Source organism: Knoellia koreensis (assembly GCF_013041615.1).
Classification (GTDB): domain Bacteria; phylum Actinomycetota; class Actinomycetes; order Actinomycetales; family Dermatophilaceae; genus Pedococcus; species Pedococcus koreensis.
Window position 1 is genome coordinate 457,634 of the sequence record NZ_JABEPQ010000003.1, and the last position, 14,306, is coordinate 471,939.

The window sequence follows — 14,306 nt, forward strand, 5'->3', positions numbered from 1 at the left end:
GGGCACCACTCACACGGCCCGGAGGTGCGGCGTTCCATGGGTGTGCGACTGCCTCCCTTCCAACACCTGGTCGACGCCCACTGGCGCGACGTCGCCCGCCTCGCCCACGCCCTCGCCGGGCCGGTCGACGGCGACGACGTGGCCCAACAGGCCTGGACGCAGGCGCTCGCGGCATACCCACAGCTGCGTTCGGCCACCAACCTGCGCGGCTGGCTGCTGACCATCACCCACCGGTGCGCCATGGACGCCCATCGCGGGCGCGCCAGGCGCGCGGTGCTCCACCACGACCCGGCATCGCTGGCCGCCACGCCACCCTCGGTGGCCGCGGCCGACGCCACGCTGCCCGACACTGACCTGTGGCGGCGCGTGGGCGCCCTGCCGGACCGGCAACGCGAGGCGGTCGTGCTCAAGTACGTCGCCGACCTCGACCACCCCACCATCGCGACGGCGCTCGGCTGCTCGCCGGCCATGAGCCGGCGGCTCGTGAGTGACGCCCTCGCCACGTTGCGCAAGGACCTGCCATGAACGCTCCCGCCTCCCAGTCGTCCGCCGACCCCACCGACCTGTTCGCCGGTTTCGACCCTGCGACCCGACCCCCGACCTTCGAGCCGAGCGATGTCTCCTACGTCGTCGAGGACACCCCGATCGGGCGAATGCTGTTGGCGCGCAACGCATCCGGTGCAATGGTCGCCTCGTCGTTCACGCCGGACACGGCTGCCGAGGACGCCGTGCTGGAGCGTCTCAGTCGCGCGGTGTCACCGCGGGTGCTGCGGATGCCGTCCGCGCTCGACGACGTGCGGCACCAGCTCGACGACTACCTGCACGGGCGGTTGCGCGAGTTCTCGGTGCGCACCGACCTGGTGCTGGCGACCGACTTCCAACGGGTGGTGCTGCCACGCCTGGCGCAGAGCGTGCACTACGGCGAGCGCTCGACCTACGGCCAGCTCGCCACCCGCATCGAGCGGCCCAGCGCCGCGCGGGCGGTGGGTGCCGCCCTGGGTGCGAACCCGTTGTGCGTGCTGTTGCCGTGCCACCGGGTCGTCGCCTCCAGCGGCGCGCTGACCGGGTATGCCGGTGGGCTGGCCGCCAAGGAGTACCTCCTCGACCTCGAGTCGGGTGCCACACCACCCGGTGTTGGATAGGTGATGTGACGCAGGAGGTCGTCCGGCTCAGTCGGCAGGATGCGCGGCGGATCGCAGTGCGCGCCCAGCTGCTCGACTCACCGCGCCCGACGGACGTGATGGCGGTGCTGCGGCGGCTGGCGATCGTGCAGGTCGACCTCACGGCGGCGGTGGCGCCGAGCGCCGACGTGGTGCTGTGGTCGCGGCTGGGGTCCGACGGTTATCGGTCGGCCGACCTCGACGAGCTGCTCGGGTCGGGCCAGGTGGTCGAGCACCAGCTGCGGCTGCGCCCGGCCGAGGACCTGCGGTTGTTCACCGCCGCGATGCGCGACTGGCCGGGGCTGGACGCCACCGACTGGCAGCTGGCGCAGGCGGAGTGGGTCGACACCAACGAGGAGTGCCGTCGCGACATCCTCGAGCTGCTCGAACGCGAGGGACCGTTGCCCGCCAAGGCCTTTCCCGACACCACCGTGGTGCCGTGGCGCTCCAGCGGGTGGAACGACAACCGCAACGTCACCATGCTCGTGCAGCTCATGGAGGAGCGCGGCGACATCGCGGTCGCCGACCGCGAGGGGCGCGAGCGCCTGTGGGACCTCGCCGAACGCGTGCACCCCGACGACCCGCCCGTACCCGCGCAGGAGGCACGCGGCATACGCGCTCGTCGGTGGCTCGAGGCGCTGGGGATCACGCGCGCGAAGGCGCCCGCGTCGTTCGCCGAGGGCACCGAGGTGGGCGAGAGCGGGGTGGCCGCCGTCGTCGAGGGAGTGCGTGGGACGTGGCGGGTCGACGAGGCCCAGCTCGACCGGCTCGGTATGCCGTTCGAAGGCCGGACGGCGGTGCTGTCACCGATCGACCGGCTCGTCTTCGACCGCAAGCGGATGGAGGACCTGTTCGAGTTCGACTACCAGCTCGAGATGTACAAGCCGGCGGCGAAGCGGCGCTGGGGCTACTGGGCCATGCCGATCCTGCACGGGGACACGCTGGTCGGGAAGGTCGACGCCACCAGCGACCACGACGCCGGCGTGCTGCGCGTTGCCGCGGTCCACCAGGACGAGCCCTTCTCTGGCGCGGTGCAGGCGGCCGTGCACCGCGAGCTGGCCGATCTGGCGCAGTTCCTCGGGCTGGGTTTGGCTGGGGCCGACCGATGAGTTCTCGCCGCCGCGTCGGTCGGTACGGGCATTCCGCACCGCCACGGCCACACCACACCCGAAGGGAACCCCACCATGGGTCAGATCCACGCGCACGAGTTCCTCTCCCTCGACGGACGGTTCGAGGACCCGAGCTTCACGTTCGAGTACGGCTTCGACCCGAAGATGGGCGAGACCCTCGCGGGCATCACCGGCAACTCCTCGGCAATCCTGTTGGGGCGCAAGACCTTTGAGATGTTCGCCCCAGCATGGGCGGGCCGCACGGTCGAGGACGACCCGGGCGCGCCGTTCTTCAACGACACCACCAAGTACGTCGTGGGCGCGAACACCCCTGCGGTGGACTGGGCCAACTCCGAGCGGCTCGGCGCCTACGACGTCGACCGCATCCGTCAGCTCAAGGAGGAGCAACCCGGCGACATCTACGTCAGCGGCAGCGGCCAGCTCGTCCGGGCCCTCCTCGGCGAGGGCGTGCTCGACTCCCTCGACCTGTTCGTCTACCCGCGGGTGCTCGGCACCGGTGAGCGCCTCTTCGCCGACGGCGAGGACGTGCGGCTCGCGCTGCTGACCCAGGAGACCTACGACAACGGCGTCGTCCACCTCGCCTACGGCCCCGCGCCGCAGGGTGAGCCGACCGCCTGACCGGGCACACCGGCATACGAAGGGCGCCTCCCGGAACCGGTCCGGAAGGCGCCCTTCCCCCCTGACCGGGCTCGCACCCGGCCTTCCTTCGTCCCCTTTGTCACTTCACCTCGGCACGCAGCACCCTCCATGTGCCGAAGGCGAGCGGCAGCACGACCCAGACGAGGGTCGAGGTGCCGAGCTGGGCCCACTGCTCACCGGTCATCTGGCCCTCGAGGAGCGGGCCCATGGTGGCGCTGATGTCGAGCCACTTGGCCGCGTCCTGCAGCCAGCTGACCATGCCACCGAGGATCGACCAGACCGTCGGCAGGACCAGGTAGGCGACGATGGCGCCCGGGGTGTTGAGCAGGCTCAGCCCAAAACCCAGCCCCTGGAGCAGGCTCAGGACGAGCATGAGCAGCATGCCGCCGACGAAGCTCCACGTGAGTGACCAGTCGGCGTCGGCGCCGCGGACCGCGACGGCCAGGCCGTGCACGGCGGCCCCGAGCCCGAGCGCGACCACCATCGACAGCAGGGCGGTCACGACCGACGCGACGGTCTTGGCGGCGACGACCTTGCCACGCCTCGGCTCCAGCGCGAACGTCGTCAGCCCGGTGCGCTGCGACCACTCGGAGGTCGCGGCGAGGATGCCGACTATCGGGACGAGGATCGACAGCGGCATCGCGGTGCCGGCGATGTAGTCGCCATAGCTGTGGTTGCCCTGTTGGACGAAGAACATGATGACCATGACGGCCGCGACGACGAGCCCGATGCTGAGCATGAACCACAGGCCGGCGCGGGTGTCGACCTGCTTGCGCCACTCGACTCGGCTGAGGGTGGCGAGGGACACCGGCCTGGTCGGGCGCGGCCCGGAGATGCGGGGCAGCTCCTTGACGCTGGCGTGGTGCGGCGTGCGCGACTCGGCCGCGGGTCCCTGGGTAGGTGCAGTGACCGTGTTGGCGCTCATGCGGCGACCTCCTCACGCGCGTCCGCGGCAGTGAGCTCGAGGAACATGTCCTCCAGCCCGCGACCGTCGGCGCCACGCAGCTCGACCAGGGCGACGCCGTGCTTGGCCGCGGCGGCGCCGACCTGGGCCGGCTCGGCCTCGGCGAGCAGTGCGCCGGACCCGCCGGCCTGCGCGACGATGCCCTCGGCCTCGAGTGCGGCCCAGAGTGCGCGCTCGTCGGTGGCGCGGACCGTGGTGCCGGCACCGCGCAGCAGCTCGTCCTTGGTGCCCTGGGCCACGATCCGCCCGCGGCCGATGACGATGATGTCGTCGGCCACGCGCTCGATCTCGTTCAGCAGGTGCGAGGAGAGCAACACCGTCCCACCTTCGTCGGCGAAGCCGCGCAGCAGGCTGCGCATCCAGCGGATGCCCGCCGGGTCGAGGCCGTTGGCGGGTTCGTCGAGGACCAGCACCTGCGGGTCACCGAGCAGGGCGTGGGCGATGCCGAGCCGCTGCCGCATGCCGAGCGAGTAGTTGCGGATGCGGCGGTTGCTCTCCTTGTCGGTGAGTCCGACGACCGACAGCATCTCGTCGACCCGGCTGCGGTCGATGCCCATGAGGGTCGCGCCGAGGTTGAGGACCTCGCGACCGGTGCGGCCCGCGTGCTGGGCCGAGGCGTCGAGCAGGACGCCGACGTGGCGACCGGGGTTCGGGAGGGCCGCGTAGGGGCGACCGAGGACGGTCGCGGTGCCGCTCGTGGCGGGCGTGAGGCCGCAGAGGATCCGCATGGTCGTCGACTTGCCGGCACCGTTGGGGCCGAGGAATCCGGTCACCTGACCGGGCTTGACCTCGAAGGACACGTCGTCGACCGCGGTCACTGCGCCATAGCGCTTGGTCAGTGAGTTCACGGAGATCATGGGGTCAACCCTTGCCGCCGGCAGGGGGTCCGCACATCAGACCGCGGCATCGAGCCACCCCCTACCAAAGTCGCTCACGTGCGCGACGTGAGGCGGAGGGCGGCAGGCGCCCACGCGGCATACCCTCGGATCCCCGTCTGGACCTAGGAGAAGTGCGTGCTCTGGAAGAACCCGAACCCGCTGCCCCGCACCGTGTGGGGCGAGACGTGGCGCATCCTCGTCGCCGGGTTGTTCGGTGCGCTGCTGCTCACCCTGGTGTCGGTCGACTCCAGCTCCACGGGGCGACACCCGGCTGAATGGTTGGTCTGGCTGGACGTGGGCCTCGGCGTGCTGTCGCTGGCGCTGTTGCCGCTGCGCCGGCGCTACCCGTTCCCGATCGCCATGCTGCTCACGCTGTTCGGCTTCGTCTCGGTCACGTCGGCGGGTGCCGGCGGGGTGGCACTGGTCTCGTTGGCGACCCAGCGCAGGTGGCTGCCGGTGTCGATCGTCTCGGTGGCCAGCCTGATGGCCGGCTTCCTCTACGAGGGTGTGCGACCGGCAAACGACACCGGCACTCTCGGGGGGTTCCTCACGACCCTTGCGCTGGGGATCCTGTCGGTCGCAGTCTGCGTCGCCCTCGGCTTCTACATCGGCACGCGACGAGCCCTCCTGGCGTCCTGGCGCGAGCGGGCCGAGACAGCCGAGCGCGAGCAGGCCAGCCGGGTCGCCGAGGCGCGTGCCAACGAGCGAGCCCGGATCGCACGCGAGATGCACGACGTGCTCGCGCACCGGATCTCGTTGGTGGCCATGCACTCCGGGGCGCTGGCCTACCGCACCGACCTCAGCCGGCAGGAGACCAGTCAGGCCGCCGAGGTGATCCGCGACAACGCCCACCTGGCCCTGACCGAGCTGCGCGAGGTGCTCGGTGTGCTCCGTCTCGACAACGCCCCCGACGATCCTGCGGACGCCGCCGTCGAACGACCCCAGCCGACGCTCGCCGACCTCGCCGAGCTACTCGAGGAGGCTCGCTCGGCCGGTGCCCGACTCACGGCCACGGTCGACCTGGTAGCCTCGAGGGAATGCCGGAGTCGTTGTCCCGCAATGCATTTCGCATCGTCCAGGAACTGGTCACCAACGCCCGCAAGCACGCCCCGCAGGAGCCGTTGGAGGTGCGCGTCGTCGGCCGCCCGGGCGACGGCCTCACGATCGCGACCCGTAACGGCGTGGCTGCTGCAGGTGAGGGCAGTGGTCTGCCTGGCTCGGGGATGGGGCTCGCCGGGATCACCGAACGGGCCGTCCTCAGTGGTGGCACGTTGACGTTCGGCGTGGACCGGCGGGGTGATTTCGTCGTGACCGCACGGCTACCGTGGGAGGCGTGAGCGACCCCGTGACGACTGCCACCGAGGCGCCGGACGGGCCCGTCACCGTCGTCCTCGTCGACGACGACGCACTCGTGCGCGCCGGTCTCAAGATGATCCTCGGCGGTTCGCCCACGATCGACGTCGTGGGCGAGGCAGGCGACGGAGCCGAAGGTGTCGTCGTGGTGCGGCGGCTGAGACCCGCGGTGGTGCTCATGGACATCCGTATGCCGCGTCGCGACGGACTGAGCGCCACGCGCGACCTGCTGTCGGGCACCGACGGTGCACTCGAGCCGCCCAAGGTGATCGTGCTGACGACGTTCGACACCGACGAGCTGGTCGTGCAGGCCCTGCGGATCGGCGCCAGTGGGTTCCTGCTCAAGGACACACCACCGCACCGGCTGGTGGAGGCGGTGCACGCAGTCGCGGCCGGCCAGCCGATCCTCTCCCCCAGTGTCACGGCCCAGCTCATCGCGAAGGTGTCACGTGGTGATGACGGGCGGACCAGCGTTGCGCGAGAACGACTTTCGACCCTGACCGACCGCGAGCACGAGGTCGCCCTCGCGATCGGCCGCGGCCTGTCCAACGCCGAGATCGCCGCCGAGCTGTACATGGGCGTGCCGACGGTGAAGGCGCACGTGTCGCGGCTGCTCACCAAGCTCGACGCCGACAACCGCGTGCAGATCGCCCTCACGGTGCACGACGCCGGTCTCGACCAGGGCTAGCCGGCAGCAGCGGTGAGGCGTTGCGCCAGCGTTGCCACCGACTGCCGCAGCTCGTCACCGGTGACGACCCGGAAGGCGTATGGGAGGTTTGCCAGGTCCGCGGCATACTCCGTCGGGTTGCTCGTGCTCCCGACGAGGCGACACGAGGTGTCATCCACCGGCTCCAGCGCGCCCATGGTGCGCGGGACGAAGCGGCGCGCCCGCTCGACGGGTGCCTCGATGCGGACCTCGACGGGGAAGTCCCAGCCGCTCGCCAAGTGCTCCTCGAGCGCACTAACCGGGTCGAGATCCGTTGGTGCGTCGAAGGTCTCGTCCTCGATCATCGCGCTCTGCACCCGGTCGACCCGGTAGGTGCGCACCGCGTCGGAGGTGACGGAGTGACACAGGAGGTACCACCGGCTGTGACGCACCACGACCGCCCACGGCTCGACGAGCAGGTCGAGGTCCTTGCCCGACTCGGTGCGGTAGGCCAGCCTCACCCGCCGGCTCTCGGAGCTGGCCTGGACCAGGCTTGCCGTGGTCGTCGGGTCAGGCCTCGCTGCCGCATAGTCGGGCGCTGCCGACGCCTCACGGCGCACCGTCTCTGCCTGTGCCCCAACGGTTTCCGGCAGCTGGCGCAGGATCTTGCCCAAAGCGCTGCCGACGGGGTCGTCGGCATCGGCGGCGGCGTGGTGGCCGTCGAGGACGGCCATGACCAGACCGATCGCCTCGGCCCCGGTGAACACCATCGGCGCGGGACGTAGCCCCCGCCCGGGCCGGTAACCACCCGCCGGACCGCTCGCCGACTCGATCGGTATGCCGGCCTCCCGCAGGATCGCGACGTAGCGTCGTGCCGCGCGGGACGTCACCCCCAACCGGTCACCGATCGCGTCGGCCGTGATGCCGGGTTGGTTCTGCACCAGCTCGAGGGCCAGGAGGGCCCGCGCGGCCGGGCTCGCATCGAGTTTCACCAGGCAATTCTCGACGCGGAAGGCTTCCGTCCGCAATGCGTCGTAGCGTGCCCGTCATGACCGAGATCGTGCTCTTCCACCACATCCAGGGACTGACCCCCGGGGTCGTCGCGTTCGCCGACCGGCTCCGCGAGGCCGGCCACACCGTGCATACCCCCGACTCGTTCGAGGGCCGCACCTTCGACTCGATCGAGGCAGGCCAGGCCTACCTGGGCGAGGTCGGATTCGAGACCGTCCGCGAGCGCGGGGTCCAGGCCGTCGCAGACCTTCCGCAGGAGCTTGTCTATGCGGGCTTCTCGCTCGGCTGCATGCCCGCGCAGAAGCTCGTCCAGACCCGACCGGGTGCGTTGGGCGGGCTGTTCTACCACGGGTTCGCCGACCCCTCGTGGTTCGGCGAGTGGCCGGCGGGCATCCCGGCGCAGATCCACTCGATGGACGCCGACCCGTTCTTCGTCGACGAGGGGGACCTCGACGCGGCGAAGCCGTTCGTCGACTCCCACGACGATGTCGAGCTGTTCCTCTACCCGGGGGACGGTCACCTGTTCACCGACAGCTCGCTGTCCGACTACGACGCCGACGCGACCGCCCAGGTAGTCGAGCGGTCGCTGGCGTTCCTCGCCGGACTGGGCCGGTGATCGGGCCATGGCCGGTCGCGAGTTCCGCGACGAGCAGCTGCCCGAGACGAGGTTCGAGCACGTCGACCTGACCGGGTCACGGTTCGACCGGGTCGACCTCACCCGGAGCAGCTTCAGCATGGTCGACCTCGCCGACGTCGACATCCGCGACACCGCGTTCAGCCGGGTGCGGATGCGCGGTGTCGAGCTGATGGACGTCGACATCTCCGGTGAGCTGCTGCGGGTCACCGTCAACGGCATCGACATCGGCCCCCTCGTCGAGGCCGAGCTCGACCGTCGCCACCCCGAGCGCGCCAAGCTGCGTCCCGCCGACCCCGCCGGTTACCGCGAGGCCTGGGCGGTGCTGACGGGTCTCTGGGACGGCACGCTGGAGCGTGCCCGTGCGCTCGAGGCCCGCGACCCGGCGTTGCTGCACGAGAGCGTCGACGGTGAGTGGTCGTTCACCGAGACGCTGCGCCATCTGGCCTTCGCGACCAGCAGTTGGCTCGGCCGCGCGATCCAGGGAAACCCGTCGCCCTGGGACCCGCTGGAGCTGCCGTGGGACACCATGCCCGACACCCCCGGCGTGCCCCGCGATCGTGCGGCCCGCCCCACCCTCGACCAGGCACTCGAGCTGCGTCACCGCCGCCAGGGTGAGGTCGCGGCATACCTCGAAGGACTCACCCAGGCCGAGCTCGACTCGGCCACGACACCGGTCGACGCCCCCGGCTGGCCGCGCCCGAACGCCTATCCCGTCAAGGAGTGCCTCGACATCCTCCTCAACGAGGAGTGGTGGCATCGCCAGTATGCCGAACGCGACCTCGCCGCTCTCGAGTCACGCCCTCGCGGTGACGGATCGGGCTCGTGACGGCATGATCGTTCCCAGCCGTCCGGCATACCGACGACGAATGGGGAGAGCAGGTCATGACCGATGTGGCAGGACAGTCTGGGAGCGCACCGTCGGCGGGGGAGGTGGCTCGGCCACACACCGACCCGCAGGCCGTGCTGACACCGCTGACACCGTCGGCGATGTTCCTCGTCGTCACCATCGACCAGGGGGGCGAGAAGGCGGCGCGTGAGGTCCTCGGCCAGGTGAACGATCTGCGCAAGTCGGTGGGGTTCCGCATCCCGGAGGGCCAGCTGACCTGCGTGGTGGGCATCGGGTCGGACCTGTGGGACCGCATCTTCACCGGGCCGCGGCCGGCCAAGCTGCACCCGTTCGTCGAGCTCGATGGAGGGCGGCACAAGGCACCGTCGACACCCGGCGACCTGCTGTTCCACATCCGCGCGACCCGCATGGATCTGTGCTTCGAGCTGGCGCAGCTGCTCACCGACCGCCTCGACGGCGCGGGCACCGTGGTCGACGAGGTGCACGGCTTCCGGTCCTTCGACGAGCGTGACCTGCTCGGGTTCGTCGACGGCACGGCCAACCCCGAGGGCGACCCGGCCGCCGAGTCGGTGATCGTCGGCGACGAGGACGCGGACTTCGCCGGCGGCAGCTACGTCATCACCCAGCGCTACCTGCACGACCTCAAGAGCTGGACCGGCATCAGCGTCGAGGAGCAGGAGCGTGCGATCGGCCGCACCAAGCTCGACGACGTCGAGATTCCTGACGACCTCAAGGCCCCGGACTCGCACGTCAAGCTCAACACGATCGTGGACGAGCATGGCGTCGAGCACGACATCATGCGGTTCAACATGCCGTTCGGGCGCGTGGGTTCCGGCGAGTTCGGCACGTTCTTCATCGGCTACGCGCGCGACCCCGGCGTCACCGAGCACATGCTGCGCAACATGTTCATCGGCGACCCGCCCGGCACCACGGACCGGATCCTCGACTTCTCGACGGCCCACACGGGGAACCTGTTCTTCGTGCCGACGCTGACGTTCCTCGACGACCTGCCTGACGCGCCTGGTTCGGTCGAGGGCGAGCCGGGTGAGGCCACGCCGCCCGCGGTCGAGGTCGCAGCCGGGGACGCGGCACAGCCGTAGCGGTGGCGCGGCGCCTCGGGTGAGGCGTCAGGCCTGGACGTTGTGCAGCGCGGGAGCCGTCTCGCGAGCCTTGACCTTTGCGCCCAGGGCGAGGAAGAAGAGGACGAATGCCGCGGTGAGACCCATGTGGCCCAGCCCGGAGAAGCCGGCGATGGCAGGGCTGTCGGCAGCGGTCGAGCCCTGCACCTGGAGGATGCCCTTGACCGTCAGACCGGCCACGGTGAAGGCAAGTGAAGCGTTCCAGACCCAGACGAACCAGCGGTAACGGCGGTCACTCGCGAGGTCGAAGATGCGTTGCAGCGCAAGGACTCCCAGCAGGACGACCGTGCCGAGCACCAGCGCGTGGGTGTGCACAACGGCGAGCTGGGTGGTGCCGGTGAAGCCCTCGGCGCGGGTCAGCTCGCGGTAGCCGAGGCCTCCCGCGAGACCGACGGCGGTCCAGGCGGCGGCGAGTCGGACGAGTGTGGTTTCGGGGCTTCTCATGGCGGGCGCCTCTCGGGGTCGTCGGTGCGGGTATGCCGCGTGGTCACTTGGCGACAGGGTGTCGCCACTTGCTTCACGGTAGATTTGAGGACACCATGTCGTCAAGTTGGCGACGTGCCGTCGCGAAAGGAGTGCGCGTGCCGCCCAAGATCGACGCCCCCAGCGTGGCCCAGCACCGGGCCCAGGTGCAGGAGCGGCTGGTCGATGCCGCCGAGGCACTGCTGCGGTCCGGCGAGGACGGCGCGCTCACCGCTGGTGCCGTGAGCGCCGCAGCCGGCATCGCCCGCAACAGCATCTACCGATACGTCGACTCCGTCGACGAGCTGCGCGACCTCGTCGTGGACCGCTACCTGCCGGCGTGGCAGGACGCCGTCGACGCGGCGCTGGCGGGCGTCGACGACCCGGTCGAGCGGCTGGTGACGTGGGTGCGGGTCAACCTGGAGCAGTCGTCGGCTGCCGGCCACGGCTGGCTGATGGAGGCGGCGCGCACGCGGCATACCCCTGCGGGTGACGTCGCCCCCACGACCCGCACGACCCCCACGACCCCCACGCAAGGGCTAGCGTCCGTCGACCGCGCCCACACGACCATGCGTGAGGTCGTTGGGGGCGCCTGGGAGCAGCTGCTCGGCCGGCGCAGCAAGCGCGCTGCCGTCGCTGCGACCATGACGATGTCGTTGGTGGAGAACGGCTTTCGCCAACTGGATGCCGGCCACTCTCCGTCCGTCGTCATCGACGTGAGCACACGCGCGGTCGCGGGCATGGCCGAGTCGCTGACGGACGACAGGAGCTGACGGATGTACGAACGGATTCTGCGCGACGGGGCGCGGCTGGCACCGCTGCAGGTGTGGCACGCCGAGGAGTTCGCCGCCCACATGGACCGCGCGCGCGAGCACATCCGGCCCTGGGTGGGCGCCAGCTTCGTCACCAGCGACGTGGACGGCGCGCGGAAGGTGCTCGAGGGCTATGCCGTGAGGACCTCACAGGGCACCGGTGGCATTCACGGGATCTGGCTGGACGGCCGCCTCGTGGGCGGTGTCATGGCGTTCGACCTGTCGGAGGCCATGGGGTCGTGCGAGGTTGGCTGCTGGCTCGAGCCCGCTGCGGAAGGACGCGGTCTGATGACACCGGCGTGTGAAGCGTTGGTGGAGTGGGCTTTTCGTGAACGCGGACAGCACCGCGTCGAGTGGCACTGCCGCGCAGACAACGACCGGAGCTCGGCCGTGGCGCGCCGGTTGGGCATGACCCTTGAAGGGGTTCGGCGCGAGGCGTGGCCGTATGAAGGGCACCGCTACGACAAGCAGGTCTGGGCCGTCCTCGCCCACGAGTGGCAATCGTCCACGACGCCCAAGTAGTCGGGCCCACGGGCGATCGCGCGTTCTCTCTCTGTCTTCGGCTCGGGGGATTCGGCCGTGGTCACTCCTTGTGATGGTGCTGCTCCGGCTTTGGGGTCAGTTGACTGGGCCCAGACGCCCGGCTGCAGTGTGGGTCCCTTCGCTGTGATCTCGCCTCCGCGCTCGCGCGGCGCTTACCCCAGGGGCGATGGCTCGCTCTTCTCTTGAGTCACCTACAAGGCGCCCGGAGGGCTGGCCGGGGTTCGTGGCCGGGTTGTCGTCTGCGTCCGGCCTACGCTCGGGTTGTCGTCTGCGGCCGGCCGGCGGTCGGGGCCGGCCTCCTCCACTGTCCCGTCGTGAGGGGGCCGTATGGGGTTGGCTGGCCGGTCTGGTGGGACGGTCCGAGTCGTCGCTGTCGATGCGGTGAGGGCGCGGAATCACCTGCAGGACAGCGAAATTCGTTGTGGACAACCCTTGCATATCGAACGTGTGTTCGATAGAGTGAGGCATGGTCGGAACGGAGCTTCTGGAGCAGGTCACGCGGCTGGCGCGTGACCTGTCCGAGGCCGGTGCCGCGGCGGAGCTGGGGTCGTGGTCGGGTGAGGACCTGTTGGACCTGGTCGAGGCGACCCAGCGGCTGACCAACACCGTCGCCGCGCTCCAGACGCGGGCGGTCGCGCACGTCGCCGCGCATGACGAGCACCTGGACCAGCACGGGCAGTGGGTGCTGCAGCACCGCGGCCTGGGCCACAAGGCGTTGGACGCCGGGGCGATGATCGCCACCCGGATGGGCATCTCGACGACCGCGGCCGAGTCCCGCGTCGATGACGCCGTGCACCAGGTCACCGTCACCCCACAACTGGTCAAGGCGATGCACCGTGGTGACCTGGACGGGTGGCGGGCCCGGGTGGTGACCAGTGAGCTGTCCGCCTGCCCGGACCAGGCCGCGACGACGGTGATGGACCTGCTTTTGGCGCACGTGGCCGACCGGGGCGGGTGGGACGAGACCGCCGGACCGTTGCGGACCCGTGTGCGGCGCCTGGTCGCGAAGGTCGCACCGCAGGTCCCGGCCGAAGAAGCAGCCGTCGCGGTCGAGCGGCGGTGCGTGGTCCGCACCCCCGCGACCCAGGGCACCGACCACTGGGAAGCCGAACTCCCGGTCGAGTCCTCGTTGCCGATGTGGCACGCCATCGAAACCCTCGCCCACCAGCTCCGGCAAGCCGACCGCACCCTGAGCGTGAACCAGGCCCGCGCCGACGCCCTCGCCCAGCTCGTCCTGGCCCAAGCCGATGTGACCGTGCTCCTGCACGCCACCATCCCCGACACCCCCACCAACCCCACCAACGGCGGCGACGGCGGCGACGGCGGCGGCGACGGACCAGGAGGCGCAGCACCGGACAACGGCTCCGACCCGGCGCCCAAGGCACCGATCAGCCAGCCCCAAACCGGCAGGACCACAGTCGGCGCACCTACAGCAGCGGCGCCCGACCCCGCACCAGCCGAGTGCCGACCAGAGCAAGGCAACCAGACCGTGGTCGCGTCACAGGACACCAACCCAGCGGTCACCAACCCAGCACTCGGAGCCCCCGTCGCAGTTGGTGACCGGACGCCGGATGCACCCACGGACACTCAGGAGCACCACAGTCGAACCGCTGCCGTCGCGTCTGCGACTGAGCAGACCGGGACCGGCGGCACTGACCGCACCGGCGGAAACCGAGCTGACATCGCTGACGTCGACGGCGCCCAGGCCCACGGAGTCGGCGACTCGACGAGTCCCCCGCCGCATAGCGGCCCGTCCTCACCCGATGAGCCGGTGCCGATGCGGGTGGCGACCCTGACCGAGATCGGCGGCCTGTCCGCGCAACCGGTGCTGCTCGACCTGGACAACCTGGGCAGCAACGCCCGCCTCAAAACCTCCACCCCACTGACCTGCGACCCCAACACCGGAGCCGTCACCTCCGGCATGATCCCGACCGGCCTCGGACCACCAGGCAGCAGAACCAAGAACGCCGCCACACCAGTGCGCTCCTACGCCATGCCCACCCGCATGCAACGCCTCGTGCGCCTACGCGACGGACACTGCCGCTTCCCCGGCTGCACCATCGCCGCCCGGTTCTGCGACATCGA

At 70.6% G+C, this 14,306-nt stretch carries 16 protein-coding genes; 12 read left to right on the forward strand and 4 right to left on the reverse strand.

Features of this window, described 5'->3' with window-relative positions; all coding sequences use genetic code 11:
• The first annotated feature begins 36 nt into the window (after nt 1-36).
• The 4 genes from HJG52_RS15670 (at nt 37) to HJG52_RS15685 (ending at nt 2,908) form a co-directional block, all read left to right on the forward strand.
• A complete protein-coding gene (locus HJG52_RS15670) occupies nt 37-525 on the forward strand; it encodes an RNA polymerase sigma factor (protein WP_171244530.1) in 489 nt (162 codons plus the stop codon).
• The gene (locus tag HJG52_RS15675) at nt 522-1,142 is read left to right on the forward strand and encodes a methylated-DNA--[protein]-cysteine S-methyltransferase (RefSeq protein WP_206070884.1); all 621 of its coding nucleotides are present in this window, start codon (nt 522-524) and stop codon (nt 1,140-1,142) included. The genes HJG52_RS15670 and HJG52_RS15675 overlap by 4 nt, the downstream gene beginning before the upstream one ends.
• 5 nt (nt 1,143-1,147) lie before the next feature.
• Entirely contained in the window at nt 1,148-2,269 is a 1,122-nt protein-coding gene (locus HJG52_RS15680; RefSeq protein WP_346767778.1) for a DNA glycosylase AlkZ-like family protein, read from the forward strand.
• Between the two features lie 75 nt (nt 2,270-2,344).
• Nucleotides 2,345-2,908 carry a dihydrofolate reductase family protein gene (locus HJG52_RS15685; protein WP_171244531.1) on the forward strand — a complete coding sequence of 188 codons (564 nt, stop codon included), beginning with the start codon at nt 2,345-2,347 and terminating at the stop codon, nt 2,906-2,908.
• Nucleotides 2,909-3,008: 100 nt separating this feature from the next.
• Here the strand turns inward: HJG52_RS15685 and HJG52_RS15690 are convergent, their stop codons facing one another.
• Complete coding sequence (locus tag HJG52_RS15690) at nt 3,009-3,854, reverse strand: ABC transporter permease (protein WP_171244532.1); 846 nt, start codon at nt 3,852-3,854, stop codon at nt 3,009-3,011.
• Nucleotides 3,851-4,750 carry an ABC transporter ATP-binding protein gene (locus HJG52_RS15695; RefSeq protein ID WP_171244533.1) on the reverse strand — a complete coding sequence of 300 codons (900 nt, stop codon included), beginning with the start codon at nt 4,748-4,750 and terminating at the stop codon, nt 3,851-3,853. Before HJG52_RS15695 ends, HJG52_RS15690 begins: the two co-directional genes overlap by 4 nt.
• A gap of 156 nt (nt 4,751-4,906) precedes the next feature.
• Between HJG52_RS15695 and HJG52_RS20965 the strand changes: the two genes are divergently transcribed.
• Nucleotides 4,907-6,046 (forward strand): histidine kinase, encoded by a 1,140-nt coding sequence (locus HJG52_RS20965; RefSeq protein ID WP_171244534.1) that lies wholly within the window; start codon nt 4,907-4,909, stop codon nt 6,044-6,046.
• A 58-nt stretch (nt 6,047-6,104) separates the two neighbouring features.
• A complete protein-coding gene (locus HJG52_RS15705) occupies nt 6,105-6,812 on the forward strand; it encodes a response regulator (RefSeq protein ID WP_346767779.1) in 708 nt (235 codons plus the stop codon).
• Here the strand turns inward: HJG52_RS15705 and HJG52_RS15710 are convergent.
• The gene (locus HJG52_RS15710) at nt 6,809-7,762 is read right to left on the reverse strand and encodes a WYL domain-containing protein (RefSeq protein ID WP_171244536.1); all 954 of its coding nucleotides are present in this window, start codon (nt 7,760-7,762) and stop codon (nt 6,809-6,811) included. The genes HJG52_RS15705 and HJG52_RS15710 overlap by 4 nt on opposite strands.
• Nucleotides 7,763-7,818: 56 nt before the next feature.
• Between HJG52_RS15710 and HJG52_RS15715 the strand changes: the two genes are divergently transcribed.
• Genes HJG52_RS15715 through HJG52_RS15725 form a run of 3 tightly spaced genes read left to right on the forward strand, consistent with a single transcriptional unit; the run spans nt 7,819 to nt 10,365 of the window.
• The gene (locus HJG52_RS15715) at nt 7,819-8,397 is read left to right on the forward strand and encodes a dienelactone hydrolase family protein (protein ID WP_171244537.1); all 579 of its coding nucleotides are present in this window, start codon (nt 7,819-7,821) and stop codon (nt 8,395-8,397) included.
• A gap of 7 nt (nt 8,398-8,404) precedes the next feature.
• On the forward strand, nt 8,405-9,244 hold the full coding sequence (locus tag HJG52_RS15720) for a DinB family protein (protein WP_171244538.1): 840 nt from the start codon (nt 8,405-8,407) through the stop codon (nt 9,242-9,244).
• A gap of 56 nt (nt 9,245-9,300) precedes the next feature.
• The gene (locus tag HJG52_RS15725; protein ID WP_171244539.1) at nt 9,301-10,365 is read left to right on the forward strand and encodes a Dyp-type peroxidase; all 1,065 of its coding nucleotides are present in this window, start codon (nt 9,301-9,303) and stop codon (nt 10,363-10,365) included.
• A 27-nt stretch (nt 10,366-10,392) separates the two neighbouring features.
• Here the strand turns inward: HJG52_RS15725 and HJG52_RS15730 are convergent, their stop codons facing one another.
• Nucleotides 10,393-10,848 carry a DUF2871 domain-containing protein gene (locus tag HJG52_RS15730; protein WP_171244540.1) on the reverse strand — a complete coding sequence of 152 codons (456 nt, stop codon included), beginning with the start codon at nt 10,846-10,848 and terminating at the stop codon, nt 10,393-10,395.
• A 137-nt stretch (nt 10,849-10,985) separates the two neighbouring features.
• Here HJG52_RS15730 and HJG52_RS15735 point away from each other — a divergent pair, with 137 nt between their 5' ends.
• The 3 genes from HJG52_RS15735 to HJG52_RS15745 form a co-directional block, all read left to right on the forward strand.
• Entirely contained in the window at nt 10,986-11,639 is a 654-nt protein-coding gene (locus tag HJG52_RS15735; protein ID WP_206070886.1) for a TetR/AcrR family transcriptional regulator, read from the forward strand.
• 3 nt (nt 11,640-11,642) lie between these two features.
• Nucleotides 11,643-12,200 carry a GNAT family N-acetyltransferase gene (locus tag HJG52_RS15740; protein ID WP_171244542.1) on the forward strand — a complete coding sequence of 186 codons (558 nt, stop codon included), beginning with the start codon at nt 11,643-11,645 and terminating at the stop codon, nt 12,198-12,200.
• Nucleotides 12,201-12,687: 487 nt separating this feature from the next.
• Nucleotides 12,688-14,306: 13E12 repeat family protein (locus tag HJG52_RS15745; protein ID WP_171244543.1), on the forward strand; the 1,619-nt coding region annotated here is incomplete at its 3' end.